The following is a 26,776-nucleotide window of genomic DNA, read 5'->3' on the forward strand; positions in this document are numbered from 1 at the left end:
GACAGCTTCGCTCAGCCGGCCACCTATCATCGCTTTGAGTGGCGCACAGATCGGTGTGGCACACGGTTGTGGCCCGGCAGCATTTGTATGACCCCTCCGACCAGGAGGTATGCGACGCGTCATCATCGATACGGACACCGCGGGCGATGACACACAGGCGATTTTGCTTTCCTGTCTCAGTGACCGGGTGACAGTCGACGCACTCACGATTGTCGCCGGCAACGTCCCCTTCGACCGGGAAGTCGAGAACGCGAAGTACACGCTCGAACTCGCCGATGCCCTCGACGTACCCGTCTACGAAGGGGCGAGACAGCCGCTCCTCAAGGAGTTCGAGCACGCGACGTACATCCACGGCGAGGACGGCCTCGGCGGGGACGTGTTCCCTGAGACCGACATCGAATCGGCGGCGGGGTTTGGCCCCGACGAGATCGTCGCCCGCTGTCGGGCAGCCCCGGGCGATATCACGCTGCTCTGTATCGGACCGCTGACCAATCTGGCTCTGGCGTACGCCCGCGAGCCCGAGCTTCCAGCCCTCGTCGACGAAGTGTGGGTGATGGGCGGGAACGTCAACTGCGAAGGGAATATCACCCCAGCCGCGGAGTTCAATCTGTGGGTCGACCCTGACGCCGCCAGGCGGGTGTTCGATGCCTTCGAGGTGACGCTCGTCGACTGGGGCCTCTGTCTTCGGGACGCGGTGTTCGGCTCGCCGGAGTTCGAGGCGGTATCGGGGTTCGACACCGAACTGGCGTCGTTCTTCGAGTCGGTGACCGAGAAGGCCCGGGCGTTCAACAGCGATGGCCCCGACGACCCCGGATGGACGGCACTCCCGGACAGCGTCACCGCCGCGCTGCTGGCGTATCCGGAACTCCGCGAGGACGTGTCGACGTACCACGTCGCGGTGGACGACCGCGAGGGGCTCACCCGCGGGTACACCAGCGTCGACGTCAACGGCGTGACCGACGGGGAGCCGAACACGCACGTCGTGGAAGCCGTCGACAGCGACGCCTTCCAGTCGGTCATGTACTCGATGCTACGGTCCCGGGATCCTGATAGCGGCATCGCGGAGTGAACCAGTCCTGGACGCGACACCAGCCGACGATGCCCACCTTCGGGAGTGCCGTCACGGCGGGCCCCTCGGGGCACTCTCCTTGGATTTTACTATGGGCGGGGGACATGTCAGCGTATGACGCTCACAGACCGTCTCGACCAGTATCTCGGGACAGCGGGGCTGGAAGCCGTATGGTTCGCCCGACCGAACTCCTTCGCGTGGCTGACCGGGGGTGGCGACAACGTCGTCGACCGGGCGGGCGACATCGGCGTCGCCGCCGCGGGCTACGACGGCGAAGAAATTCGGGTTGTCACCGACAACATCGAAGCACAGCGGCTTCGCGACGAGGAACTCGGCAGCGATGTGCCCGTCGAGACGTTCGACTGGCACGCGAAGTCGCTGGCCGACGCCGTCGCGGAGACGAGCCCGACCCCTGCGGCGGCGGATTTCGACGTCCCCGGGTTCGAGTCGGTCGACGCCACACACCTCCGACAGCCGCTGACCGAGGCGCAGGTCAAGCAGTACCGCGAACTCGGTCGGGACACCGCGGACGCAGTCGAGGCCGTTGCGCGGAACGTCGAGCCCTCGCACACCGAACTTGATGTGACCGCGGTGCTTCGACAGAAACTCGAAGGGCGCGGCATCGCCACGCCCGTCGTGCTCGTCGGTAGCGCCGAGCGGGCCCAGTCCTACCGGCACTACACGTCGACCGACGCGGAACTCGGCGACTACGCGCTCATATCCGTGACCGCCCAGCGGAACGGCCTGCACGTCAGCACCACTCGCGCTGTCGCGTTCGACCCGCCGGCGTGGCTCACGGAGCGAACCCGCAAGGCCACCCGAGTCGAGACCACCGCACTGGCTACGACACAGGCAGTCGGCAGAGAGGGCGGCACGGCGGGCGACGTGTTCGCCGCGGTTCAGGACGCTTACGCCGAGGTCGGCTGGGAAGGCGAGTGGCAGAACCATCACCAGGGTGGTGCTGCGGGCTTTGCCGGCCGCGAGTGGATCGCCACGCCCGGCAACGAGGCCGAGGTAGTGCTGCCCCAGGGATACGCCTGGAATCCGACTATCGCCGGTGCGAAGAGCGAGGACACCTATCTCGTTTCGGACGAGGACATCGAACTGCTGTCGTCGACCGGCGACTGGCCGACGGAGACAGTCTCGGCGGTCGGCTACGACCTCGAACTGCCGCGACACACGGTACTGGAACTGTAGCGGCGCTGGGAGCCGCTCACCCGACTCGTCCGAGTTGTTTACAACGGGTGTTGTATGAATCCGTAGGTTTAAGCAACGGGTCCAGCTACCCCTGTGTATGACCGCAGAGCGCGCCTGGTGGAAAGAGGCGGTCGTCTACCAGATTTACCCACAGAGCTTCAACGACAGCGACGGCGACGGCGTCGGTGACCTCCAGGGCATCATTGAGCGGCTGGACTACGTCGCCGACCTCGGCGTCGACGTCATCTGGCTCAACCCGGTGTACCAGTCGCCACAGGTCGACAACGGCTACGACATCAGCGATTACCGCGCCATCCACGAGGCGTACGGCACGCTCGCGGACTGGGAGGAACTGCTGGACGAGATACACGCCAGGGATATGCGGCTCGTCATGGACCTCGTGGTCAACCACACGTCCGACGAGCACGAGTGGTTCGAGCGCTCGCGCCGGGACGAGGACGGCTACCGGGACTACTACATCTGGCGCGAGGGCGACAGCGACGAGGACGGGGATCCGACGCCACCGAACAACTGGACCACCGGCTTCGGCGGCTCGGCCTGGACGTACGACGAGGAACGCGAGGCCCAGTACCTCCACCTGTTCGACGAGACGCAACCGGACCTGAACTGGGAGAACGCCGAGGTTCGGTCGGACGTCTACGAGATGATCGACTGGTGGCTGGCAAAGGGTATCGACGGTTTCCGGATGGACGTCATCAATCTCATCTCCAAGCCGGAGGGGCTCCCCGACGGCGACCCGGATTCAGGGTGGGTCGGCGTCGAGCACTTCGCTGACGGGCCCCGGACACAGGAGTTCCTCGACGAGATGGCCGCCGAGACGTTCGACAACTACGACTCGATGACCGTCGGCGAGTGCGTCGACATCGACGTCGACACGGCCGGCGACTACGTCAGCGCCGACGGGCCGCTGGACATGGTGTTTCACTTCGAGCACATGCTTCTCGACCAGCAGGAGGGATGGTGGACCATCGAAGACTGGTCGCTGCCCGATCTGAAATCGGTGATGGCCGAGTGGCAGACCGACCTCGACGGCTGGAACACGGTCTATCTTGGCAACCACGACCAGCCCCGCATCGTCTCCCGCTTCGGTGACGACGGGGAATACCGCGAGGAGTCGGCGAAACTGCTGGCGACGTTCCTGCTCACGCATCAGGGAACGCCGTTCCTGTTTCAAGGCGACGAGATCGGCATGACGAACTGCCCGTGGGAATCCGTCGACGAGATGCGGGACGCGGACGCGTCAAACCGCGTCCGACTCGCTCTGGAATCGGGCGACATCGAGGACTACGACGAGGCCCGCGACGTCGTCGAGTTCCGGTCGCGTGACAACGCCCGGACGCCGATGCAGTGGGACGACTCGGCAAACGCCGGCTTCACTGACGGCGATCCCTGGATCAAGGTCAATCCGAACTACGAGGATATCAACGTCGCCGCCGCGGAGGCGACCGAAGGCGGTATCCTGTCGTACTACCGCGACCTCATCGACCTGCGGAGCGACCTGGACGTACTCGTCTACGGCGAGTACGAACTACTGCTGCCCGACCACGAGACGGTGTACGCCTACCGGCGGACGCTCGATAACCCGGCAGTCGACGTGGACGACGTACTCGTCGTGTTGAACGTCTCGGCGACAGCAACAAGCGTCTCGGTACCGGTGGCGGCCGAGGCGTCGCTCCTGTTCGGAAACGAACTGGACCCAGCGACCGAATCCGACAGCCACGGCGTCGCCGACCTCGACCTGCGGCCGTACGAAGCGCGTCTCTACGAACTCTCAGGTGAACAATGACGACAGCTCAGATGCTATCCGACGACGAACTGGACAGTGCGTGGTGGAAAGAGGCGGTCGTCTACCAGATCTATCCCCGGAGCTTCAACGACAGCGACGGCGATGGCGTCGGCGACCTGCAGGGTATCATCGAGCGGCTGGACTACGTCGCCGACCTCGGCGTCGATGTCATCTGGCTCAACCCGGTGTATGAGTCCCCCCAGAAAGACAACGGCTACGACATCAGCGATTACCGGGCTATCTACGACGAGTTCGGGACAATGGCCGACTGGGAGGCGCTGGTCGAGGAAGTCCACGACCGGGACATGCGACTTGTCATGGACCTCGTCGTCAATCACACCTCGGACCAACACGAGTGGTTCCAGCGGTCCCGCCAGCGCGACCCGGCGTACGAGGACTACTACATCTGGCGCGAAGGTGGGACAGACGAGGACGGCAACCGGACGCCACCGAACAACTGGGAGTCCTTCTTCGGCGGCTCGGCCTGGGAGTACGACGAGGAACGGGGCGAGTACTACCTGCACCTGTACGACACCTCCCAGCCGGACCTGAACTGGCGGAACGACGACGTTCGGCAGGACGTCTTCGATACCATCGAGTGGTGGCTGGAGCGGGGCATCGACGGCTTCCGGATGGACGTTATCAACCTCCTGTCGAAAGTCGAGGGGCTGCCCGACGGCGACCCGGACAGCGAGTGGGTCGGCTCCGAACAGTTCATCGACGGGCCGGAGATGCGGTCGTATCTCGACGCGATGGACGAGCAGGTGCTGTCGAACTACGACGTGATGACCGTCGGCGAGATGCCACAGCTCACCGTCGAGTCGGCCAGGGAGTACGCCGGCGCGGACGGCCCGCTGGACATGGCGTTTCACTTCCAGCACACGAAACTCGACTACGACGACGGCGAGCGCTGGAGCGTCGGCGACTGGAGCCTGCCGGAACTGAAGGCCATCACCGACCGCTGGCAGGACGGGCTGGCGGCCGACGGCTGGAACACGCTGTACTGGGAGAACCACGACCAGCCACGGAGCGTCTCCCGCTACGGCGACCCCGAGAGCTACCGCCGGGAATCCGCGAAGCTGCTCGGAACGTTCCTCCTCACGCTCCGTGGCACGCCCTACATCTACCAGGGACAGGAGCTCGGGATGACCAACGCCGACTGGGAGACGGTGGACGACCTCCGGGACGTCGACGCCATCAACCACGCGCGGGAGCTGCTCGACCGGGACGGCGTCGAAAGCTACGAGGACGTGAACGACGTCGTCGGCTACCGGACCCGCGACAACGCCCGGACGCCGATGCAGTGGGACGGCTCGGCAAACGCCGGCTTCACCGACGGCGACCCCTGGATCAAGGTCAATCCGGACTACAGGGAGATCAACGCCGCCGATCAGCGAGCCGACGGAGGTTCCGTCTACAACTACTACCGGCGACTCATCGAGTTGCGCTCCGACAGAGACGTGCTCGTGTACGGGGACTACACTGATCTGCTTCCCGATCACGAGAGCCTCTTCGCCTACACGCGGTCGCTATCGACGGATTCGGGCACCGAGCGAGTCCTCGTCGTCTTGCACTTCGACGACGTGACCGAAACCTTCGACCTCCCGGTCGAGTACACCGACGCAACGCTGCTGGAGTGCAATTACGACCGCGACGGTCCGGACCCGGGAACGGTGACGCTCGCGCCGTACGAGGCCCGCGTCTACGAGCTGTTCGACTGAGTACCCGCCTCTGGGATGGCTACGAAGCACAGATTCAAGACGCGTCCGTCACCAGCAGGTGGTATGTACCTTGCCGACGAGACCTGGCCGGACCTCGGCGACTATTTCGGGACGGAGTCGCTCGCGCTCGTCCCGCTCGGGTCGACCGAGCAACACGGACCGCATCTCCCGCTGGCGACGGACCACCTCATCGGGGAAGCCTTCGCCCGGGAAGCCGCCGACAGAACTGGCTATCTCTGTACCCCGACGATCAACGTCGGCGTGAGCCCCCACCACAGACAGTTCCACGGCACGATGTGGGTCGACGCGCCGGTGTTTCGCGACTACGTCGAATCGTTCACCCGGAACCTGGCGTACCACGGCATCGACCGGGTCGTCTACGTGAACGCCCACGGTGGCAACGTCGAACATCTCCGTGAAGTCGGCCGCCGGCTCCGGGACGACGAAGTCCTGTACGCCATCGAGTGGATGTGGGACGAGAGCATCCCGGACCTCGTGGACGACCTCTTCGAGCAGAACGGCCCCCACGGCGGCCCGAAGGAGACGGCCATGATCCAACACCTCCGGTCCGAACTGGTGCACGACGACCGCCTCGAAGACGCACGGGACGGCGGGATCCCGAGCGTCGAGGCAGCGAACACGGAAAAGTACGGCTCGCGGACCTTCTACGACGCCGTCGACAACACCGAGAACGGCGTTCTGGGCGATCAAACCGACGCCACGGCCGAGAAGGGCGCAGAGATGTTCGAGGCTGCAACCGAACAGCTCGTCAGGCTCTGTGAGTGGCTAGACGCGCAGGCGTTCGAGGATCTGCTGCCGGAACCACACGTCTGAGCCGAGCACCTCGGAGCCGGTTCCGATGCTCGTTGGCAGAGGGATTTTTGGGGGAGGGAGGTGGAGAGACGATATGGTCCTCCTCCTGTTCCCCGGTATGCCCGGAGCTATTGAACTGTTCATCCTCCTCGTCATGATAGGGCTATTTCTCATCGTCCCGCTCGCACTCATCGTGGCCGCGTACCTGTTCGGCAAGCGCCGCGGCAGAGCCGAAGCGGCAGAGCAAGTCGACTCCTGACAAATCGACAGACGGCGACCAATCGGTCCGTTCCGGCCCTCTCGACCGGAATCGACTCGTTTATCGGTCCCACTCTATGAAGAGGATGTGTGTCCCCACCGAGTCCCCATCCGGAGTCGCTTCGGAGCCGAGCGTTCGAAATAACGGTCGACGACGGACGAGAAACCTTCAACGCGCTCAGTATCGAGCACGCGGACTGTGAGACGGAATGGATCATCTCCGACACGGTGTACGCGCTCGAAAACATGCGGTAACGCCCCCGCTCGAACCGACGTTTTTCTCGGCGCGATAGCGAACTGAAACAGTATCCACGGTGGTCTCGTCGCGAGTCACTCCGCGGAGAACCGTCGCCAGACCGGCATGAACACCCCGTAGAACGAGCCGAAGACCATACCCACGGCTGCGATAGCTAACACACGACCGTCGACGCCGAACACGTCGTACAGAAGCCGGAGGACGACGAAAATCCCGATGCCCCAGCTGGCGAGGGCTGTTTGCTCTTTCCAGGAGAGGCCGCCGCTACGAAACATGAATCCATATCCGTAACAGCCGGTATCAAACCCAGCGATTACCACTCGATAAGAGGTATCGCAGTCGCGTCCTGGCCACGGCCCCTACTCGCCCGCGGCGGACGCGGATGTCAGTCCGTCGCGGTCCCGACTCGTCACTCGGTCGGAACGGGACCGGTCCCGATGACGTCCCGGACCGCGCTCTCGAACTCCTGACGGTCGGCGAAGTACGGCACGTCGACGTCCTCAAGCACCGTTGCGAGTTCCTGTGGGCCGTCCGGCGTCCGGATCGTCGTGTCGCCCTCGCGGGCGACGATAGTACTGTGTTCGATGCCCCAGGTGAGTCGCGCCGAGACGCGGGCAAGCGGTGCACCATCAACGTCGGGTCCGTCACCGAGTTCGACAGCCGGCTCCTCCGCGTCCTCGCTTTCGTCGTCGCTCATACCCGAACTGTGCCCGTGGGTCCGATTAGTGCTTTCGGAACGGCTCGCGTGTCTTACCTGATGCTTGTACGCGCGTGCCCGCGTCATGCATCTGTCTGACGGGTAGTTTTATCCGATGTAGCAGTAGTATACGGCATGACTAGTCTCACCGACGTGTACGAAGGGGAGGTCGGGCGCGTCGCATCGCGCCGACAGCAACTCGTCGGGACAGCCCTGTTTCTCGTTGGCGTTGCCGGACTCGTGGGGGCAATCGCGCTCGCAACGACCGGGATCGGCAACAGCTACGGGCTGGACGCCTACGCGGCCAGGCGAATCGCCGGCATCGTCGCCGGCCTCGGGCTGCCGTCGGTCATCCTCGGCGTGTTCGCAGTGTTGCCCGCCAGTCGTCGGATCCGACTGACCGCCCTCGGCGGCACGGGTATCGCAGCGGTCGGCGTCGGACTGTTCCAGTCGCTGTACCCCTACAACTGGACCAGCAGTGAGCCGCTGTTGGCACTGCTCACCGGCGTCGTCTACTTCGCCGGGATCGTGACGGCGTTCTGGTGCCTGTTCGCGTCGCTCGCGACGTTCAAGACGCGAAACGACCCCGGCGGGACGGCTCGCATGGAAGTGACGGAGGAAGGGACGATCCGCCTCGTCGAGGAAGCCCGGACGATACCGGGACTGGGCGGCATCGGGTTCTTCGGACAGGATCCGGACGGCGGGGTCGAGACGCAGACGAACCGACCGGGGACGGCCGACGACGGCGCTGTCAGCGACGGCGGAACCGGACAGCGCTCGGGCGGGACACGCGCGGCCACCGACCGCAGTCGACAGGGGACGACCGACACACAGTCTGACCGCAACAGGCGGTCTCAGCGACGGTCGGACAGCGGGACAAAGCGACAGTCTGAACGGCAGGCGACCACTCGCTCGAACGCCGAATCGCGCGGGACGGGCCGAACGGGCCCGTCCGAGAGCGCGCTTGATCCGAGGATAGCTGAGGCCGGCCCGGAAGCGTCGGCGTCGACCGACGGCGGCACGGCGACGACCGGCCACGACGCGATCACCGAAACGGCGGTCCATCAGGGCGAACCGGACACCTACTGCGGGAACTGCCGGCACTTCGAGTACGTGATGCAGGACGGCGACATCGAGCCGTACTGTTCGTTCCACGGCGAGGTCATGGACGACATGGACGCCTGCTCGGCGTGGGTTCGCAACGACTGAGACGGATTAGTGTCGCAATGTACCGGTGTCTGCCGACCCGGGATCGGCGTGATCCGAAGATAATCTACACTAATCCGTATGAGACGGTCCGCTGACCCGTTACAGCGATGTCGACCCAGGTGACTGTCGGGGTCGAAACCGGGCGTTTAACACGGTCGGCAGGCAAACGGTGGTACTACAATGGAGTTTTGCGACGAATGCGGTTCGATGATGAAAACGGAAGACGAACGCTGGGTCTGTGGCAGCTGCGGGTACGAGAAGGCTCGGAACGCCGAGGCCGAACAGGAGATGGCCGTCACCACGCAGGGCCAGGAGGAGTCGGAGGTCGTCGACACCTCCGAAGTCGATGCCGAGGACATGGGGCCGACGACGGGCGCTCGCTGTCCCGAGTGTGGCAACGAGCGGGCCTTCTACGAGATGAAGCAGATCCGGGCGGCCGACGAGTCCGAGACGCGCTTTTTCACCTGCACCGAGTGCGAACACAAGTGGCGAGAGGACGACCACTGAGGCCGGCCCGTGCCCACTGACCCCGCCTACCCGGACGTGCCCACCGATCAGTTGCGCGACGGCGGCTGGGAGCTCGTCGACGAGAGCGTCGAAACGGTCTTTCAGCTACCGACGGCCCGCGTCGAAGGGGCGACGAAGGTGTACGACGCCGCCGAAACACGCGAGGCCGTCCGGGATGCGATCGGGCTTGACCACCAGTGGCGGTTCTTCTTCGCGACCGCACTGTCGTTTACCCCGCCGCTCGCGCCGGGTATCGGGCCGACAGTAATTCTCCCGACAGTCCGTTCGGAGGCCCAGTCTGCCTTCGCCGACGAGCTGGCCGAGAGGGGGTTCGAGTCCATCGAACGCGGGCGGAGAGAACGCGTCCGCGTCGACAGCGGTGACCGGGCGCGGCTCCGCACCTACAGCGCCGAACTCGACCTCGAAGCGGTCGACGCGACGCTGTCGATCACTGGCTGGGTCGGCGTCTGGCACGGCGACGGCTTCCGCATCGCCGCCGGGGCGTATCCCGACCAACCGCTGTCGTCACTGCTTGACATCGAGAACTCGCCGGAAACGCTCCGGCGAACGCCATCGGACTACCAGACCGAGCTGCTGGATCTCATCCGCGCCGTGGCATAAGCGCCAGGAGCGCGCCGTCGAGGAACAGTTGGATCGGTCCCAGACCGAGCCGTTTCGCGAGCGGGGTCGGAACGGCATCCGCGCCGAGGCGGGCGACAGGTGCGCCGCGAACGCGGATCTCGGCCGTCAGACCGGCAGCAGCCAGCGCCGAGGCGGCATCCGTTCCGTCGACCGGCCGATCCCGCCAGAGGGCGAACGCTGCCCCGAGAGACGGCAGGTCGACGGCGACGAGGTCGTCGTACCCGCGGACGGTGAACGCGACCCCGTCCCGCTCGACGGTCAGGTCGGCGTCGACGAGGAGGTCCGGCTTTCGCTCGATCAGGTCGAACAGATCACCGACCGCCTTCGCCGTGGTGACCACTGTCAGTCGTTATCGCGTGTCGTGATGGTCAGCGTCCCATCGACCCGCCAGCGAGCGTGTTCGGCGTCCTCGCCGGCCTTGCTCGGGACGTCTACTTCCATGTCGTCAAAATCGTACGTTATTTCGGCGTTCCGCCCTGTCAGGCGGTCGTAGAGCCCGATTGCGAGGTCTGGCCAGGTTGTCGTCTCCATCGGCGTTTCTGATTCGCTCATGCAGTGTACTATACGTACTACTACATGTTTAAAGTCGACCCCAACAAGCGGGGTTTAGCAGACTGATGGCGGCCGTCAGGGCCGCCGCGCGAACGTCAGGTAGCCGGTATGTCCGACGCCACCGGTCGAGGGGCGGGAGCCGCGGTCGTCGAAGTCCATCTCCCGCTGGATGGTGTCAAGCGTCTCGACGCCGTCGAGGCCGACCTCAGTGGCCGTCGCCACGACCTCGCGCGTGTTCTCCACGAACGGGGAGTACACCGCTAGCGACCCGCCGCGGTCCAGCAGCGTGGGCGTTCGTTCGACAACTGTGGGGGCGTCCTCGGTATCGAGAGTCAGTACGTCAAAGCCGGAGAGGTCGTCGAGGTCGTCGGTGATGTCGCCGGTCCGGACCTCGACGGTGTCCGCGACGCCGGCGATCTCCATGTTCTGTCGCGCGACCTCGGCGAACTCCGGGTCCTGCTCGTAGGTCACCACGTCAGCGCCGATGCGGCCCATGTACGCGCTGAGGATGCCCGTCCCAGTGCCGGCATCGAGTACGCGGTCCGCCGCTGCCACGCCGGTCTTGCCGACGACCAGGCCCACGTCCCGTGGCATCATCGGCGCGCCGGTGCGTTCGAGGTGGGTGAACAGGTCCGGACCGCGCAGTCGACGGACGGTGAAGCCGGTGCCCAGATGCGTCTCGACGACATCGCCCGGTTCCACGTCCTCAGGCACTTCCAGAATGCCGAGGTCGGACTCGAAGCGCTCGCCGGGGTCCAGCAGGTACTCGCGGTCCTCGTGGACGAAGAGGTACGCCACGTTACTCCAGTTCGTCGACCGCGTCCGCGAGGTCGCCGTCGTTGGCTTCCAGCGCCTCTCGCGCGGTGTCCTCGTCGACGCCGGCCCGCATGGCGACGAGTTCGACGTCGTCCTCGTCGACGCCGGAGCCGCTGTCGCCCTCGTCGGCGTCGTCATCAGCCGCCGCAGTCGAGCCCTCGCCGGAGCCGAGTTCGCGGCTCTCGGGTTCACCGACGACCTGGTACGTCTTCTGGCCCTGGGCTTCCATCAGCTGGACCTCCGCGTCGTCGAAGACGAGTTCTTCGTCCGGGGTGCGGATAATTACTTCCTGCGCATCGATGTCCTCCATGTCGATGCCCATCTGTTCCATCATCTGCTTCATCTTGCGCGGGTTCATCCCGCCGCCTCCGCCAAACATACGTAGGACTGGCGGGGCAGGGCAGAAAAGCGTAGCGACCCGGACTCGGGCCGAGGATCGGCGCGGTACTGGTCTGTCGACCGGTCGAAACCGGCACGCTCCCGCGGCTTCGTAACGGTTCTAAGGCTCGGCTGTCCATCCCCACCGTGTCACTGCTGTCCATCTTCGCCACGGCCATCCTCCCGGTCGTCGTCGTCGCCGCGGCCGGCTTCGCGCTCGGGCGGGTGAAAGGCACCGACGCCGACGCGCTCAACACCATCACGGTGTACGTCCTCGCGCCCGCGCTGGTGCTTCACAGCCTGACCACGTCGACGCTGGCCGGCGACACGATTCTGAGCGTCGTCCTCGCCGTCGCGCTGTTCACTGCGGCGATGCTCGTCCTCGCGGAAGGCGTCGGCCGCCTCACGGGGCACTCGGAACCACTTCTCGGTGCGTTCGTCCTCGTCTCTATCTTCCCCAACACTGGGAACTACGGCATTCCGCTGGCCGATTTTGCCTTCGGAGCGACCGGGCGCAGTACGGCCGTCCTCGTGACCGCGCTGCAGGGCGTGCTGCTCTACACCGTCGGCATCTACATCGCCGCCCGGGGCAGCGGGGGGAGCCCGCTCGCCGATATGCGCCGCGTGTTCGGCGTCCCGCTCGTCTACGCCGTCGTCGTCGCGCTCGGCCTTCGCTGGCTCGGTGCGGTACCGCCCACAGAGTCGACGGTGATGCAGACGCTGGAACTGCTTGGCAACGCCTCGATTCCGGTAATGCTGCTCATTCTCGGCATCCAGCTATCGAACGTCGACGGGGACAGCGACTTCCAGTCGGTCGGGGTCGCCAGCGCGATGAAGCTCCTGTTGGCTCCAGTGCTCGGGTTCGCCGCGGTGCTCGCGGTCGGCTTCCAGAACCAGACGGTCGCGCGGGTGGTCGTCCTGCTGCTTGCGACGCCGACCGGCGTGACGACGCTCATCCTCGTCGGCGCGTTCAGTCGCGGGACCGGCGACCACTCGCCGGGCGAATTCGTCAGCGCGACGGTGTTCCTGACGACCGTCGTCAGCGCGGTGACAGTCACAGTGTTGGTCTGGCTGCTGCAGGCCGGACTGGTGCTGTGACTACTCTTCCCAGTAGATTCTAATCTCGTCAGTAGTGATGTCGACGAAGTGATTCGAGCCGTTTCTGACATCGAACCGGCCGATGTTCCGGTCGATGGTTCGGGTCGGCCCACCGTCTACCGCCACGGAAATCGTGTATATGCCGATTACACCGATCCCCGGATCATACTCGACCGACGCGCCGGCAGCCAGCGTCTCCGTCTCGTCCAGAACCGTCGTTTCGTTTCTCGTAACAGTGAGCGTGACAGTCCGCTCACGGTCCGTGTCGTTGCCGACGATAAACAGGATCGGATCGTCGGGAGGGGGCGTTACTGTCGGTGTCGGCGTATCACGCGGTGGACTGGTTGCTGCTGGCGTCGATTCCCGTGGCGTCGTGGCCGTCGCTGGGGTCGAGTCGTTCGTCGACGGGCCATCACCGGGGGCAACACAGCCGGCCGTCGGGGAGAGGGCGAGCGCGGCGAGGAACGTGCGGCGGCGCATATCGCTCGTCTCGGAGGGAGCGACAAGTGCTTTCTGTCATCAGGGTGTCGTGGGGCGTTTCCGTGCCGATCACGAGGTCGGCACACACGATCCATCGCGACACCGGTCCGACTCAGTCCTCGGCGCCCTGCCGGACCTTCACGGCCATTCCCGTCTCGAAGTCGTCCATGCCGCTGCCGGGCAGTTCCGCGCGGCCGACGGCGAGCAGATAGCCGTCCTCGTGGACGACGAGGGCCTCGTCGCCCGGGCGGAGGGCGCTGTCGGCCGATTGAACGAACTTCGCGAAGGCGTTGCGGCCCTCGCGGATAAACGGCTCGCTCTCGTCGCCGACGACCACGCGGTGTCGCGGGGCGTCGAAGGCATCGAGGAGCCGACTTCCGCCGGCGAGGCCGAGCCGGAAGCGGCCGTCGTCGCCGTACGTGGCGACGCGGCCGTCACTGGTGTGGACCTGCCGCGGGCGGCCGGAACTGGTGTGTGTTACGTCGAGGGTATCGGGGCCTGTGAACAGCGCCGTCCCGCCGCCACCGCCGAACTGGTAGTCGGCCGCACGCCGGAGCCCGCGGAACTCGTCGTCGCTCATTGCCGGTGTTCGATGCCGGGCGATAAACCGCCTTTCGGTTCTGTCCGTGGCACGGTCCGCCGCAGTTTGAAATGAAAAGTGTGCCCGACCGGGCTGCCCGAACCACGGTCGGACGAAAGTGTGTGTGGCGATGTCGAGTGCCACTCCCCCAGTCCGGTCCGAATCAACGGTCCGGCCCGATGGGTTACGGAGCCTCGAACCGGAATGCCACTGGTGCTCCGCCGTCGCCCCGGCCCGAGTAGACGGGGCGTGTGCCTCTGTATCCAATCCGCGGTCAGCGAGCCGACCACGATGCCTGGAACTGCGGTGGGTCGCCGTCTCGCGCCTGCCCGGTGACGGGCAGCCACGAGGTGTACCGACAATCCTGCACGCGACAACACGCCGTCTGTGTGACCCAACTGGTGGAGGGCACTACAAGAGGATGTATGTGCTGCTTCAGTTAGACAGGTGGCCCCGTAGTGCCGGTCTGGCGGCTAGAGCGGCAGCGTCTCTCAGAGAAGATTATGAGCATTGCTGCCTTGTCCCATACTTTCCTCCGTCGATTTTGGGGAAATTTATACCGGATGACTTCCAAGTGAGGGGTGATATGGCTACAGACACGCGAAAGGTGATTCTGGGCGCGGTTCTGCTGGCAATCAGCACCGTACTCATTCTCGGTTCAGGGGCAATCGACATCGGTATCCCGGCCGCTGCCGGAGCGCTGGCTGCGCTGGGGCTGGCTGCTGGAGCCCTCCTCGTTGGAACGTCGGAAGACGGTCGCCCGGTCTGACCGCCGAGAGAGTCCTTTTGTTTCGACGGCAACCAGAACGCAGGGAGACGTGAGTCCGCCGAACCGAAGACAACGATTCCGAGACCGTGGGTAGACCAGCAGGTGGGCACAGGAACCACCGCCTGCGTACTGGGTCCGTTACAGCAGGAACCGGTCGGAGTCGTCGCTCATATCGATGAACCCGTCGACGGCCGCTTTGAGGTCTTCGGAGGACGACTCCTCGAAGCCCATCGCTTCGACGCGACAGCCCTCGTGGCGGAGGTACCGACAGACGCGAGCGAAATCCCCGTCGCCGGTACAGAGCACCACCGTGTCGACGTGATTCGCCAGCGAGACGGCGTCGAGGCTCATCCCGACGTCCCAGTCGGCCTTCTTCGACCCGTCCTGGAACGTTTTGATGTCCTTGATTCGCGTCTCGAAGCCGATGTCGACCAGCGCCTCGAAGAAGGTCTCTTCTTCGGGCGAATCCGCTCGGATGACGTAGGCGATAGCGCGGGTCAGCTCGCGGTCAGCGACGGCTTCTTCCAGTAGCGCGTCGTAGTCGATGTTCCGCGAGTAGAGACTCCGGGCAGTGTGATAGAGGTTTTGCGCGTCGGCCAGTACGGCCACGCGTTGTCCCGGGTGTGAGACAGTCATACCCGGATTTTTCTCCCGGACTGGGATAGGTTTTCGGGGTTTGGGGAACGGCCGGGGCGTCAGTCAAGACCCCGACCACCGACACGGAAGCGCTCGGGACGAGAGCGCAAGCGATAAGTCCCTCACGGTTGATCCAGTAGATATGCGACGACGCGCCGCGACTCCGTCGGGACCGCTGACCGGTAGCCAGCGCGTCGTCTCGAAACCGAAACGCAAGCAGTCTTTCTGATGGCTCGTTGCGGGCGTAGCGACCCCGTCCCGGGCCGCCTTTTCGCGTATCGACAGACCGGACAACCTAACCCAAAGCGACACCACAGACTCAGCAATGACAGCTATCGACTTCCGCGGCGTGTTCCCAGCGATGTGCACGCCGTTCCACCAGGACGGCAGTATCGACTTCGAAACACTCCGAGAGGACGCCCAGCGGCTCGAAGCAGCCGGCGTCGACGGGCTCGTCCCTGTCGGTTCGACCGGTGAATCCGCGACGCTCTCCCACGACGAACACATCGAGGTCGTCGAGGCGGTCATCGACGCCGTCGACGACGTGCCGGTCATCGCCGGCTCGGGGTCGAACAACACCAAGGAAGCGCTGGAGCTCTCCCGGCGCTCCGCCGAGGCCGGGGCTGACGCCCTGTTGCTCATCTCACCGTACTACAACAAGCCCGAACAGCAGGGGTTCATCGACCACTACACGACCTTGGCCGACGCCATCGATCTGCCACAGATCGTGTACAACGTCCCGTCGCGGACGGGCCAGAACATCGAACCGGATACCGCGGTCGAACTCGCCGAGCATCCGAACATCCGGGCCTACAAGGCCGCCAGCGGTGACATGGGACAGATTTCCGAGATCATCGAACGCACCCGGGACGAGGACTTCGCGGTGCTGTCCGGCGACGACGGTATGACGGTACCGATGCTGTCGGTCGGCGGGACCGGGTGTATCTCCGTCGCAGCCAACATCGAACCGGAGCGCACCTGCGCGATGATCGGTGCGGGGCTGTCGGGCGACTTCGAGCGCGCCCGCCAGATTCACCACGAACTCGGCCCGCTGTTCCGCGCGCTCTTCCTCGAGACGAACCCCATCCCGGTCAAGGAGGCAATGCGAATCAGAGGCTACGGCCCGGCACATCTCCGTTCACCGCTGACCCGCCTGTCCGACGAGCACCTCGACCACCTACGTGACGTGCTGGCCGTGCTCGAAACCGAAGACCTGGAAGACGAGTACGCGGAGGCCGAGCGATGACGCGGGTGGCGGTCAACGGCGTCACCGGCCAGATGGGCGGGGCCGTCATCGAGGCCGCCACCGATAGCGAGGTCGTCGTCGGCTTCGCGACCAGCGAGACGGGCACCGTCGACGGCGTCCCGGCCGTCCACCCAGCCGAGGCCGCCGAGGCGCTCCGGGAGTACGACGTTGATGTCGTGGTCGACTTCGCCGTCCCCGACGGCGCACTGACCGTCGCCGAGGCCTGCGTCGAAGCGGGCGTCCCGATGGTCGTCGGAACCACCGGCTTCGACGAGGAGGGGATGGCCCGCCTGAACGACGCCAGCGAGGAGATTCCGCTGCTGAAGGCTACCAACTTCTCGCAGGGGATTCAGGTCCTCCAGCGACTCGTCAGCGAGGCGGTCGCCACGCTCGACGACTACGACCTCGAACTCATGGAGACACATCACAACCGCAAGGTCGACGCGCCGTCGGGGACGGCCAACAGCATCCTCGATGTAATCCAAGCGGAACGCGATGTGGAGCCGGTGTACGGCCGGGAGGGGCACGCCCCGCGGGAAGACGACGAGATCGGCGTGTTCGCCCGCAGGGCTGGCGATATTCGCGGGGAGCACGAACTCGTTCTGGCCGGCAACGACGAGGTGCTGTCGCTCTCCCACCGCGCCGAGGACCGCGGCGTGTTCGCCGCCGGCGCGCTCGATGCGGCGGCGTGGCTCGTCGGCCGCGACGCCGGCTGGTACGAGTTCGACGACGTTATCGACGCCTGAGCGAGAGCACCAGGGCAACACGGGACGGTTTTCCGGCGGTACTACCCCGCAGCAATTGACTGGTGTTTTACCCGTTCGACTAGCCGCGACGCATATCGATATTCACAATTCGAGAATATGAATATATGATAATACACACTCGAACACTTCCCTCGATATTACGGTTAGCCTTATATGTTGGAATTGCTGAGTATCCTGTATGGCTACGAACCAACGCGTACAACTGCCAGCGACCGACTGCCCGCGATGTTCCAGTGAGTTCGAAGCGGCGGCACCACGGATCAGCATGTGCCAGGAATGCGGTTACATTCCCGGACGCGGGTCCGACTGAGAGGACGGTTTTCGTGGGTGTGGTGTGATAGCACAGCTATTCCGAAACCCCGGTAGGTAAGCCCCCGGCGTCGCAACCGGGTGGTATGAGCCTCGAAGCTGACATCGACGACCTCTGGCAACGGAAACAGGACGGGCTGACAGCCGCCGAAGCGACCGACGACCATCTCGCCGTGCTCGAGGAGTTCCTCACGGCGCTGGAAGCCGGCGACGTCCGCGCTGCGGAGAAATCCGGCGGCGAGTGGAAGGCAAACGCCTGGGTGAAGCAGGGTATTCTGCTGAACTTCGGCCTGCGCGAGACCGTCGCCCGCGAGTACGGCGGCGTCGACTACCACGACGTGCTTCCGCTGCGGGAGACGGCGGACCTCGGCGAGCGCGGGACGCGCAACACGCCGGACGGGACGACCATCCGCCGCGGCGCGTATCTCGGCGAGGACTGCATCATGATGTCGCCCTCCTTCGTCAACATCGGGGCGTACGTCGGCGACGGAACACTAGTGGACTCCTGTGACACCGTCGGCTCCTGCGCCCAGATCGGCGAGAACGTCAAACTCGGCGCGAACACGCTCATCGGCGGCGTCCTCGAACCGGTCGAGAACGCCCCGGTCATCGTCGAGGACGAGGTGTCGCTGGGCGCAGGCTGTCGCGTCACCAGCGGCTTCGTCGTCGGCGAGGGATCGATCGTGGGCGAGAACACGCTCCTGACGCCGCGGATTCCAGTCTACGATCTCGTCGAGGACGAAGTGCTGTACGGCGAACTGCCGCCGGAGCGGCGCGCGTTCCAGCGCTTCGTCGACTCCTCTGTCGGCGAGAACGATCTGATTCCGGGCGGGGCGTACAAACCCGCTGTGGTGGCCACTGACGTCGAGGAGGAGACGCTAGAGGCGACGGAGAGAGAAGACGCGCTTCGGGAGTAGCGAGGTTCTGAGCGAAGCGAAGAACCTCGATACGCGAGCGGTGAGCGAAGCGAAGAACCTCGATACGCGAGCGGGGAGCGAAGCGAAGAACCTCGATACGCGAGCGGGGAGCGAAGCGAACCGTGAGCAGCGAGAGGCACGACCGTAGCGGGAAGAGCCAAAACCTGATCCTCACGGGTAACTGACGCCAGCGAACGTGTAAGGCCACGTTACCGGCGCTGCACTATCGGCTGTTATTTGGTACCATGGAACAAGTATATTCGTATGCGCCAGCAACACGCTAGCTCTCGCGTTGCGAACCTGATACAGTTCAGATGGGTCGCCGGGGCGGCGAGCGGACTGGTCGCCGGTATCGGTATGGGAATCACCTTCCACGGGGGCGCGAACCTCATGCCGTTCATTGGAGCGCTGTACGGGTGGCCGACGGTCGTCGGCGGATGGGTCGTCCACCTGGTGAACAGCGTCCTCGCCGGACTCCTCTTCGCGGTCATCGTCTCGCGGCCGATTCTGCGGGAACAGACGGCCTCGACGCCAGAGAGCATCGCCGCGGGGGTCGTGTACGCGGCCGCTATCGGGCTCGTTTCGACCGGCCTCCTGTTGCCCATCTCGATGAACGTACTCGGCGTCCAGTCGTTCCCCGAACCGCTAGTGCCGCTGCCGGGGATGCTGGGAAGCTTCCTCGTCATCGTCTCCGTCGGCGTCGCACATCTGGTGTACGGCCTGATCCTGGGAGTGGTCTACGCGCTGTCTCAGGAGCGACTCGTGGCGGAGACAGTCGCAACCGGGGGTTAATCCTGCGGTGCGTGTCCTGAAGCGGAACCCTTGTTAGCCGCCATCACCGTTGTTTCCCCAATGAGCCACGACTCGCCGCCGGTCCGCCGTCTCGCGGACTGGGACCACGAGCGCCTAGAGGCGGTGGCCGCCGACTACGGCACGCCGCTGTACGTCGTCGACCTCGACCGCGTCGCCGAGAACTACGAGCGGTTCGCTGCGGCGTTTCCCGACGCCCACGTCATGTACGCCGCGAAGGCCCACACCGGCCAGGCCGTCCTCTCGAAACTGCTGGAGACGGGAGCCGACATCGAGTGTGCGGCCTGGGGGGAACTCCAGCGGGCCATCGACGCCGGCGCGGACCCCAACACGCTCCAGTACACGGCCGTCAATCCGCCGGATCGCGACCTCGATTACGCCGTCGAACTGGCCGCCGAGAATCCCGGCCTGACGATTACGGCGGGCGCGCGGGACACCTTCGACCGCCTCGAAGAGCGGGGCTACGACGGCCGGGTCGCCATCCGCATCAACCCCGGTATCGGAACGGGCCACCACGAGAAAGTCGCCACCGGAAAGGACGCCAAGTTCGGCATCCCCTACGACGAGGTGCCCGAAGTCGCAGCCGACGTCCGCGAGCGCTTCGAGTTGGTCGGCCTCCACGCCCACGCCGGCAGCGGCGTCCTCCACGACGACTTAGATGACCACTGCCGGGCCATCGCAAAGGTTGCGGATATGGGCCGGGAAGTCATCGCCGACGGCGCGGACCTGGACTTTGTCGACTTCGGCGGCGGCTTCGGCGTCCCGTACCGCGAGACGACCGAGCCGCTGGACATGGAGATCGTCGGCGAGAAGGTCCGCGATGCCGTCGGGGACCTCGACGCGCAAGTCAAACTCGAACCCGGCCGCTACGTCGTCGCCGACGCGGAGCTGATTCTGAGTGAGGTCAACACGGTCAAGGAAACGCCGGCGGCGACGGTCGTCGGCGTCGACGCCTCGCTGGCGACGCTCATCCGCCCGGCGATGTTCGGCTCCTACCACCCGATCCGGAACGTCACCGCACCGGACCGGGATAGCGAACCGGCGTCGGTCGGTGGCCCCTGCTGTACGAGCGCCGACGTGTTCTGCACCGACCGCCCAATCGCCCGACCCGAGCGAACTGACCTGCTCGCCATCGGCAACGCCGGCGCGTACGGTTACGAACTGGCCAATCAGTTCCACTCGCAGCCCCGCCCCGCAGAGATTGCCTTCGAGGGCGGCGAGACGAGAGTCGTCCGGGAACGCGAGACGCTAGCGGACGTGACCCGCATGGAACAGTAATGGCGTTCGACATCCCCTCGTTCCACCGGCAGGCCGTCGAGACGCCCTCTCATGAGAGCGTCGACGAGATGCGCTCGCTGCTGGTCGACACGCTCGAAGATGCCGGCGAGTACCCGGAAATCGACGATCTCGGGAACATCGTCGTCTCCCGGGGAGACACCGACGGGACGCATATCCTGCTCAACACGCATATCGATACTGTGCCGCCGGGTCTTCCCTACGAGCGGCGGACGGAACCGCCGGGGCCCGATGAGACTGTCGATGGCTCCGGTGACGAAGGCGAGGGCGACATCGTCTGTGGCCGCGGGGCCTGCGACGCGAAGGGGCCGCTCGCGGCCCTCCTGGACGCGTTTCTCACCGTGACACCCGACGACGGCCGGGTCACGCTGGCGATCTCCACCGACGAGGAGACGACACAGACCGGCGGTGCACACCTCGCCGAGACTATCGACGCCGACGGCTACATCGTCGGCGAGCCGACCGGCCTCGACGTGTGTACCGCCGCCCGCGGCCAGTTCGAGGGGACCGTCACGATCCACGGCGAGAGCGCCCACGCGGCTGACCCCGGCAGTGGCCACAACGCGATTCGGGCCGCCGCGCCGATTCTGCAGGCGATGGAGAGTTACGACGAGAAGAAAGGTCCTGGTGAACACGAGACACTTGGCTACCCCATTCTCACCCCGTCGATGGTGGAGGGTGGCGAGGCGACCAATCAGGTTCCGGCCGAATGCATCATCACCTTCGACCGGCGGAGCGTCCCGCCGGAGACGAGCGAGTCCTTCTGTGCCAACCTACAGACGCACCTCGAACAGTGGCTCCCGGACTCGATGGACCTCACCGTAGAACTCATCCGTCCAGACACGCCGTTCCCCGAGGCGTTCGCGACCGACCCCGACGCCGAACTGGTCCGCACGCTGCAGGAAGCCAGCGGCGGCGGCGTCCGGCAGTTCGGGGCCGCGACAGAGGCCTCGTACTTCGCCCAGCACGGCCCAACGGTGGTGTTCGGTCCTGGCGACCTGAGCGACGAGGTGGGTGCTGTCGCGCATTCGAAGCGTGAGTACGTCCACCTCTCGGCGGTTCGGACGGCCGCGCGAGCCGTGCGGGAGACGGTCGAGCGGCTGGTCTAAGCGGCGACCTCGACGACAGACGGGTTTACGCTGACCGTCGCGTAACGAGATCGGAAAGTGCCGTCGTCGCGTCCTCATCGGTCACGCGGTCGAACTCCTCGTAGTAGTCGGCGGTGGCCTGGAACGCCGCCGGTTTCAGGGGGACGACGACGTCGTCGGCCCACCGCTGTACCTCCTCAAGCACGTCCGGCGGTGCCACTGGAGCGGCGGCGATAATCTCGTCAGCGCCCGCCTTTCGCAGGCGCTGGGTGGCGACGCGCATCGCCGCACCCGTCGGAATCCCATCGTCGACAAGCAGGACCCGCTTGCCGGCCACGTCAAGCGGCCCCCACGTCTCGCCGTAGTCGACCGCTCTGGTCTCGACGGTGTCGCTCGCGTGCGTCTTGGCCTCCTGGACGTACTCCCAGTTTACGTCGAGAAACCGCATCATCGGGCTGTTGATCCACGAAAAGCCGCCCGGCGCGACGGCCCCGATAGTCAGTTCCGGGTGGTTTGGCGCCTGTATACGCTGTATGACAATGACATCCATCGGGAGCCCGGTCGCCTCGGCGACCACGTTGCCGACGGGGACGCCGTTCGGTGCGAGCGCCACGACGACATCGCCGACGACATCCCGCTGGCGCAGCGCGGCCACAAGCTGTTGCGCCGCATCCGAGCGGTCTGTGAACATGTACCACAATACGGAATCGCGCATCCTAATCGTTCCGATTGGTGGTGTCCGTGGCTGATCGTCGAACGAGCGGCTGCCCTCGCTCGCGTGTTCAGTCCTGCGGTACCGGCTGGTCCGGCTCCTGCCCGAGGTCTAGCGTCTCCTCGACCTGGGTGTAAGTCAGTACGAGTCCGACGAACGCGAGCGCGGCACCGGCAGTGAAAGGCGTGCTGAACGATCCGAGATTGTACAGCAGTCCGGACGCCAGCGGCCCGATAGCGACGCCGAGGCCGAACGCCATCGTCAGGACAGACAGCGTCGTCCCGGACCCGCGCGCGCCAGCGAGGTCACCGGCGAGTGCGAGCGACGGGGCGAACACGAGCGCGACGGCGATTCCCTGTACGAACCGCGCGAGTAGCATGAGCCACGGGCCTGTCACGACACCCTGTGCGAACACCGACGGGACGAGGACGACGAACCCGGCGACGATGAACGGCCGCCGGCCGAACCGGTCGCTCGCTCGACCGATGGGGACCTGAAAGACGACGTTCGCGATGACGACGGCGGCGAACTGGACGCTGAAAAACAGGGTTGACTCGTTCAGTCGCATCCGGATTGGGCCTTCGAGCGTGGCAAACAGCGCGATAGTCGTCGCCATCATGAACGTGCCGACGCCGAGCACGAACACCGAATCCAACCCCTTTCCCTCCCGGTCCAGAATCGCTATCGAGAGGTCCTTGCCCGCCTCGGCCTCGAACGGCGGGTCCTGAATCAGGGCCCACACCAGGGCAAAGCTCACAACAGCGCCCAGCACGGCGATGGCGAAGGCGGCGGTGAAGCCGGAAATCGCGGTGCCGGCGACGCGGTAGGTCACTACGTCGTTCGCGGCGAGTCCGCCGGTGATGACGATGCCGGCGACAATCGGTCCGAAGCCGAAGCCGATGAGCCGGAAGGTGTTGAACACGCCGAAGTTCCCGCCGCGTTCGGCGTCGCTCGCCGCGTAGTCGTTGACCAGCGCGACCGTCGCCGGAATCGTAAAGGCCGCACCGAGTCCCTGGAACGCCCGCGCGGCCAGTACCGTCCAGTACGAAGAGAGGAACGGATAGGCCGCGCTCCCGATAGCAAAGAGCACCAGTCCCGCGAGGACGAATATCCGGCGCTTGCCGGTCCGGTCCGAGAGCCGCCCGGTGAAGGGCTGGCCGAAGCTATTGAGGAGGCCGAACAGGGAGAGCACGAGGCCGATGAGCGTCTCCGTCTGGAGCGTGAAGCCGAGTATCTGTTCGCCGGCGATGCCGGCGAGGGACACCTGCCCGCTGGCGATGTACAGGGGGAGGACGATTATGAGAAACGAGTTGCCCAGCGCGTCCGCCATCCGGGCGAACGCGAGCGTCAGGACTCGCGTGTCAGTGCCGAGGACCATCTACCACCGACGAAGGCGGCCACGCCCCTCATAGTTGCGTTCGCCGCGGCGGCGCGTTCCGACCCCGAAACAGCGTCGTCGGGGCAGCGACCCTCAGATGCCGTCGGCCTGCTGCTCGGCAATACCGGTGTAATCGGTCGGCGTCAGCGCTTCCAGTTCGGCCCGTACCGCGTCGCTCACGTCGAGGTCGGCGAACATGTCGTGGAAATCTTCGATGGTGACATCGCGGCCCCGCGTCGCCTTCTTCACCTGCTCGTAGGCGTCGGCGTACCCCTCACGGCGGAGAATCGTCTGGACGGCCTCGCCTATGATTTCCGGCGTCGCGGCGAGGTCGTCGGCCATTACCTGCTCGTTGGGGACGACCTTCGCCAGTCCGTTCTGGCATTTGCTGTAGCCGATGAGACAGTGGGCGAAGGCGGCCCCGATGTTGCGCTTGACCGTCGAGTCCGAGAGGTCCCGCTGGAGCCGGGAGTTCGTGACGTAGTCGCCGAGGAACACGAGGTCGGAGTTGGCCTTCGAGAGGTTCCCCTCGCTGTTCTCGAAGTCGATGGGGTTGACCTTGTGGGGCATCGTCGACGAGCCCGTCTCGCCCTCGACGGCCTCCTGGCCGAGGTAGCGGTCGGAGACGTACAGCCACACGTCCAGGTCGAGGTCGAGCAAGATGTTGTTCGCGCCACGCAGTGCGTCGAACAGGACCGCGAGGTCGTCACAGGGGTTGACCTGCGTCGTCAGCGGTTCGTGGTCCAAACCGAGGTCGCCGACGAAGGACTCGGCGACGGCCGGCCAGTCCACGTCGGGGTAGGCGGCGACGTGGGCCGCGTAGGTTCCCGACGCGCCGGCGAGTTTGCCGGAGAGGTCGTCGGCGGCGCGCTCGACCCGCGTGATGGCCTGGCCCAGCCGGGAGGCATAGACGGCCATCTCCTTGCCGAAGGTCGTCGGGGTCGCGGGCTGGCCGTGCGTGCGGGCGAGCATCGGCACGTCGGCGTAGGTGTGGGCCATCTCCACGAGCGTGTCCCGTATCTCGCGGAGCTCGGGCACCAGCACCTCCTCAGCAGCAGGCTTGACGAGCAGCCGCTGGGCGAGGTTGTTCACGTCCTCGCTGGTCAGCCCGAAGTGGATCCAGTTGGCGGCGTCTAAGTCCTCGGGCATGCCCAGCCGGATGAAGTACTCGATGGCCTTCACGTCGTGATTGGTCGCCGCGTACTCGCCGTACCCTTCGGTTTCGAGTTGCTTGACGACGCTCGCGTCCTCGTCGTCGAACGTCTCGTACAGCGCCCGGAGCGTAGCGCGCTGGCCGTCGTCGATTGTCAGCGGCGTGGCGTCGAGATCAGCGAGCGCAATGAGGTACTCGACTTCGACTTCGACACGGGCGCGCATCAGCGCCCGCTCGCTGGCGTACGGGACGAGCGGTTCGGTGTAGCGGGCGTATCGGCCGTCGAGCGGTGAAACGGCGGCCAGTGGCCCTCTCTCGGTCATACCCGACTGTGCGCGGGAGGCGCGAAAAAGCGTGTCGTTCTCCCCCAACCGCGACGCGGTGGGGCAGCCACGAGGTGCGACGGCGACACGATGCGACAGCGACGCGTGGGCGCGCCGACGGGAGAGGGTCGGGAGCGGGAAGGCGAATCGAAAGGGCGGTTGTGGCGTTAGTTGCTGAACTCGTTGCAGACCGGGATACCGACCGTGTTGTAGTCGCTCATCGCGGCCAGTTCGTCGGGCACCTGATGGATGTCGACCGTGTCCTCGACCAGCGCCGTCGGGTCGAGTTTGCTCGATTCCACCATGTCCAGCATCTCGCTGTACCGCGACGGCTGGAGGCCGAGCGATCCCTTGAAATCGATCTCCTTGGCGACGAACTCGTCTGTCGGGAGCGACACCATTCCCTCCTCCTCGCTGGTGGTCAGCCCGATCTGGACGTGCGTCCCGCCCTTGCGTAGCGAGTTCACCGCGTTCTGGCAGGTCGTTGCGATACCGAGCGCGTCCGCGGACACGTCGGCACCCCCGTCGGTGATGTCCCTGACCTCCTTTGCGGGGTCGTCGACCTCCTGTGCGTTGACAGTCGCGACAGCGCCGAGGTCTTCAGCCCGGTCGAGTTTCTCGTCCATCAGGTCGACCCCGATGACGTTGCCGCCGAGGGCGTTCGCGATGTGGACCGCCGAGAGTCCGATGCCACCGCAGCCGTGGATGACCACGTCGTCGCCGGCACTGACCGGTGCGCGGTGGGCCATCGCGTGGAACGATGTCATGAACCGACAGCCCATCCCGGCGGCCGACTCGGCGTCGATATCATCCGGGAGCGGGACGGCGTTGAGGTCGGCGTTGGGAATGTGGACCTCCTCGGCGAACGCGCCGGGGGCCTGATTCATGAACCCGAGCCCGATGTGGTTCTCACAGATGTTCTCGCGCCCGTTCCGACAGAGGTCACAGCTCCCACAGGCGAAGTTGAACGGGATGGCGACCTCCTGTCCTTCCTCGACGTTTTCGACGTCCTCGCCGACGGAGACGATCCGGCCTGTCGGCTCGTGCCCGAGGACGTGTGGCGGATCAGGCCGGTAGCCGAACCAGTCCCAGTCCCCCTGCCAGCAGTGCCAGTCGGACCGACAGATACCGCAGCCGATGACCTCGGCGACGGCCCCGTCCGGCTCCGGCTCCGGACGGTCAACATCCTGTACTGTCAGCGGTTCCTGAAACTCCTCCAGTAGTACTGCTTGCATTACAGGAAACATATAGAATATCGCACTAATGAATATTATGATTTCTAAGTTATACTA

General features: G+C 65.4%; 31 protein-coding genes. 18 read left to right on the forward strand and 13 right to left on the reverse strand.

From position 1 onward, the window contains the following. Positions 1–109 precede the first annotated feature (109 nt). The 7 genes from ACY9XZ_RS01160 (at position 110) to ACY9XZ_RS01190 (ending at position 7,120) form a co-directional block, all read left to right on the forward strand. A complete protein-coding gene (locus tag ACY9XZ_RS01160; RefSeq protein ID WP_463455265.1) occupies positions 110–1,069 on the forward strand; it encodes a nucleoside hydrolase in 960 nt (319 codons plus the stop codon). A 114-nt stretch (positions 1,070–1,183) separates the two neighbouring features. Then, complete coding sequence (locus tag ACY9XZ_RS01165; RefSeq protein WP_463455266.1) at positions 1,184–2,266, forward strand: M24 family metallopeptidase; 1,083 nt, start codon at positions 1,184–1,186, stop codon at positions 2,264–2,266. Positions 2,267–2,363: 97 nt separating this feature from the next. After that, positions 2,364–4,073 (forward strand): alpha-glucosidase, encoded by a 1,710-nt coding sequence (locus ACY9XZ_RS01170; protein WP_463455267.1) that lies wholly within the window; start codon positions 2,364–2,366, stop codon positions 4,071–4,073. 11 nt (positions 4,074–4,084) lie between these two features. Next, the gene (locus tag ACY9XZ_RS01175) at positions 4,085–5,794 is read left to right on the forward strand and encodes a glycoside hydrolase family 13 protein (protein WP_463455268.1); all 1,710 of its coding nucleotides are present in this window, start codon (positions 4,085–4,087) and stop codon (positions 5,792–5,794) included. 63 nt (positions 5,795–5,857) lie between these two features. Then, on the forward strand, positions 5,858–6,628 hold the full coding sequence (locus ACY9XZ_RS01180) for a creatininase family protein (protein ID WP_463455269.1): 771 nt from the start codon (positions 5,858–5,860) through the stop codon (positions 6,626–6,628). A gap of 73 nt (positions 6,629–6,701) precedes the next feature. After that, positions 6,702–6,866 (forward strand): hypothetical protein, encoded by a 165-nt coding sequence (locus ACY9XZ_RS01185; RefSeq protein ID WP_463455270.1) that lies wholly within the window; start codon positions 6,702–6,704, stop codon positions 6,864–6,866. A gap of 89 nt (positions 6,867–6,955) precedes the next feature. Further along, entirely contained in the window at positions 6,956–7,120 is a 165-nt protein-coding gene (locus ACY9XZ_RS01190) for a hypothetical protein (protein ID WP_005535361.1), read from the forward strand. A gap of 75 nt (positions 7,121–7,195) precedes the next feature. Here the strand turns inward: ACY9XZ_RS01190 and ACY9XZ_RS01195 are convergent, their stop codons facing one another. Together ACY9XZ_RS01195 and ACY9XZ_RS01200 are read right to left on the reverse strand one after the other, a co-directional pair. Continuing rightward, positions 7,196–7,396 (reverse strand): hypothetical protein, encoded by a 201-nt coding sequence (locus ACY9XZ_RS01195; RefSeq protein WP_463455271.1) that lies wholly within the window; start codon positions 7,394–7,396, stop codon positions 7,196–7,198. A 134-nt stretch (positions 7,397–7,530) separates the two neighbouring features. Continuing rightward, positions 7,531–7,818 carry a DUF5789 family protein gene (locus tag ACY9XZ_RS01200; protein ID WP_463455272.1) on the reverse strand — a complete coding sequence of 96 codons (288 nt, stop codon included), beginning with the start codon at positions 7,816–7,818 and terminating at the stop codon, positions 7,531–7,533. Between the two features lie 135 nt (positions 7,819–7,953). Here ACY9XZ_RS01200 and ACY9XZ_RS01205 point away from each other — a divergent pair, with 135 nt between their 5' ends. The 3 genes from ACY9XZ_RS01205 (at position 7,954) to ACY9XZ_RS01215 (ending at position 10,155) form a co-directional block, all read left to right on the forward strand. Then, the gene (locus ACY9XZ_RS01205; protein ID WP_463455273.1) at positions 7,954–9,027 is read left to right on the forward strand and encodes a cell division protein CdpA domain-containing protein; all 1,074 of its coding nucleotides are present in this window, start codon (positions 7,954–7,956) and stop codon (positions 9,025–9,027) included. 180 nt (positions 9,028–9,207) lie between these two features. Then, positions 9,208–9,534: a transcription factor S gene (locus ACY9XZ_RS01210; RefSeq protein WP_463455274.1), complete on the forward strand. Its 327-nt coding sequence runs from the start codon at positions 9,208–9,210 to the stop codon at positions 9,532–9,534. A 9-nt stretch (positions 9,535–9,543) separates the two neighbouring features. Next, the gene (locus ACY9XZ_RS01215; protein WP_463455275.1) at positions 9,544–10,155 is read left to right on the forward strand and encodes a hypothetical protein; all 612 of its coding nucleotides are present in this window, start codon (positions 9,544–9,546) and stop codon (positions 10,153–10,155) included. Here ACY9XZ_RS01215 and ACY9XZ_RS01220 read toward each other — a convergent pair. The 4 genes from ACY9XZ_RS01220 to ACY9XZ_RS01235 all read right to left on the reverse strand — a co-directional run bounded on the left by ACY9XZ_RS01220 (position 10,136) and on the right by ACY9XZ_RS01235 (position 11,923). Next, positions 10,136–10,516 (reverse strand): hypothetical protein, encoded by a 381-nt coding sequence (locus ACY9XZ_RS01220; protein WP_463455276.1) that lies wholly within the window; start codon positions 10,514–10,516, stop codon positions 10,136–10,138. The two genes, ACY9XZ_RS01215 and ACY9XZ_RS01220, sit on opposite strands and share 20 nt — an antisense overlap. 2 nt (positions 10,517–10,518) lie before the next feature. Next, a complete protein-coding gene (locus ACY9XZ_RS01225; RefSeq protein ID WP_004962941.1) occupies positions 10,519–10,728 on the reverse strand; it encodes a hypothetical protein in 210 nt (69 codons plus the stop codon). Between the two features lie 75 nt (positions 10,729–10,803). Next, a complete protein-coding gene (locus ACY9XZ_RS01230; RefSeq protein WP_004962944.1) occupies positions 10,804–11,526 on the reverse strand; it encodes a methyltransferase domain-containing protein in 723 nt (240 codons plus the stop codon). Position 11,527: 1 nt separating this feature from the next. Beyond that, a complete protein-coding gene (locus tag ACY9XZ_RS01235) occupies positions 11,528–11,923 on the reverse strand; it encodes a nascent polypeptide-associated complex protein (protein WP_463455277.1) in 396 nt (131 codons plus the stop codon). A 146-nt stretch (positions 11,924–12,069) separates the two neighbouring features. Between ACY9XZ_RS01235 and ACY9XZ_RS01240 the strand changes: the two genes are divergently transcribed. After that, positions 12,070–13,020, forward strand: a complete 951-nt coding sequence (locus ACY9XZ_RS01240; protein WP_463455278.1) for an AEC family transporter — start codon at positions 12,070–12,072, stop codon at positions 13,018–13,020. Here the strand turns inward: ACY9XZ_RS01240 and ACY9XZ_RS01245 are convergent, their stop codons facing one another. Both ACY9XZ_RS01245 and ACY9XZ_RS01250 read right to left on the reverse strand, forming a co-directional pair. Further along, a complete protein-coding gene (locus ACY9XZ_RS01245; protein WP_463455279.1) occupies positions 13,021–13,500 on the reverse strand; it encodes a hypothetical protein in 480 nt (159 codons plus the stop codon). It lies immediately after the preceding gene. 112 nt (positions 13,501–13,612) lie between these two features. Next, the gene (locus ACY9XZ_RS01250) at positions 13,613–14,080 is read right to left on the reverse strand and encodes a PUA domain-containing protein (protein WP_463455280.1); all 468 of its coding nucleotides are present in this window, start codon (positions 14,078–14,080) and stop codon (positions 13,613–13,615) included. A 586-nt stretch (positions 14,081–14,666) separates the two neighbouring features. Between ACY9XZ_RS01250 and ACY9XZ_RS01255 the strand changes: the two genes are divergently transcribed. Next, on the forward strand, positions 14,667–14,849 hold the full coding sequence (locus ACY9XZ_RS01255; RefSeq protein WP_463455281.1) for a hypothetical protein: 183 nt from the start codon (positions 14,667–14,669) through the stop codon (positions 14,847–14,849). Between the two features lie 138 nt (positions 14,850–14,987). Here the strand turns inward: ACY9XZ_RS01255 and ACY9XZ_RS01260 are convergent, their stop codons facing one another. Then, entirely contained in the window at positions 14,988–15,485 is a 498-nt protein-coding gene (locus tag ACY9XZ_RS01260) for a LabA-like NYN domain-containing protein (RefSeq protein WP_424329745.1), read from the reverse strand. Between the two features lie 325 nt (positions 15,486–15,810). Between ACY9XZ_RS01260 and dapA the strand changes: the two genes are divergently transcribed. From dapA to ACY9XZ_RS01290, 6 genes are all read left to right on the forward strand, one after another. Then, positions 15,811–16,731: a 4-hydroxy-tetrahydrodipicolinate synthase gene (gene dapA, locus ACY9XZ_RS01265; RefSeq protein ID WP_463455282.1), complete on the forward strand. Its 921-nt coding sequence runs from the start codon at positions 15,811–15,813 to the stop codon at positions 16,729–16,731. Beyond that, on the forward strand, positions 16,728–17,477 hold the full coding sequence (gene dapB, locus ACY9XZ_RS01270; protein WP_463455283.1) for a 4-hydroxy-tetrahydrodipicolinate reductase: 750 nt from the start codon (positions 16,728–16,730) through the stop codon (positions 17,475–17,477). Before dapA ends, dapB begins: the two co-directional genes overlap by 4 nt. 416 nt (positions 17,478–17,893) lie before the next feature. Beyond that, positions 17,894–18,724, forward strand: a complete 831-nt coding sequence (locus tag ACY9XZ_RS01275) for a 2,3,4,5-tetrahydropyridine-2,6-dicarboxylate N-succinyltransferase (protein ID WP_463455284.1) — start codon at positions 17,894–17,896, stop codon at positions 18,722–18,724. 264 nt (positions 18,725–18,988) lie between these two features. Beyond that, the gene (locus tag ACY9XZ_RS01280) at positions 18,989–19,516 is read left to right on the forward strand and encodes a hypothetical protein (protein WP_463455285.1); all 528 of its coding nucleotides are present in this window, start codon (positions 18,989–18,991) and stop codon (positions 19,514–19,516) included. Between the two features lie 60 nt (positions 19,517–19,576). Further along, positions 19,577–20,812, forward strand: a complete 1,236-nt coding sequence (gene lysA / locus ACY9XZ_RS01285) for a diaminopimelate decarboxylase (protein WP_463455286.1) — start codon at positions 19,577–19,579, stop codon at positions 20,810–20,812. After that, positions 20,812–21,939, forward strand: a complete 1,128-nt coding sequence (locus ACY9XZ_RS01290) for a M20 family metallopeptidase (RefSeq protein WP_463455287.1) — start codon at positions 20,812–20,814, stop codon at positions 21,937–21,939. Before lysA ends, ACY9XZ_RS01290 begins: the two co-directional genes overlap by 1 nt. Positions 21,940–21,964: 25 nt before the next feature. Here the strand turns inward: ACY9XZ_RS01290 and ACY9XZ_RS01295 are convergent, their stop codons facing one another. The 4 genes from ACY9XZ_RS01295 to ACY9XZ_RS01310 all read right to left on the reverse strand — a co-directional run bounded on the left by ACY9XZ_RS01295 (position 21,965) and on the right by ACY9XZ_RS01310 (position 26,719). Then, on the reverse strand, positions 21,965–22,609 hold the full coding sequence (locus ACY9XZ_RS01295) for a phosphoribosyltransferase (RefSeq protein WP_463455288.1): 645 nt from the start codon (positions 22,607–22,609) through the stop codon (positions 21,965–21,967). Positions 22,610–22,700: 91 nt separating this feature from the next. Next, the gene (locus ACY9XZ_RS01300) at positions 22,701–24,008 is read right to left on the reverse strand and encodes an MFS transporter (protein WP_463455289.1); all 1,308 of its coding nucleotides are present in this window, start codon (positions 24,006–24,008) and stop codon (positions 22,701–22,703) included. Between the two features lie 93 nt (positions 24,009–24,101). After that, positions 24,102–25,484 (reverse strand): adenylosuccinate lyase, encoded by a 1,383-nt coding sequence (gene purB, locus ACY9XZ_RS01305; RefSeq protein WP_463455290.1) that lies wholly within the window; start codon positions 25,482–25,484, stop codon positions 24,102–24,104. 167 nt (positions 25,485–25,651) lie between these two features. After that, positions 25,652–26,719, reverse strand: coding sequence for a zinc-dependent alcohol dehydrogenase family protein (locus tag ACY9XZ_RS01310; protein ID WP_463455291.1), 1,068 nt, complete (start codon positions 26,717–26,719; stop codon positions 25,652–25,654). Between the last annotated feature and the right edge of the window lie 57 nt (positions 26,720–26,776).

Source organism: Haloarcula sp. HT12 (genome assembly GCF_055271655.1).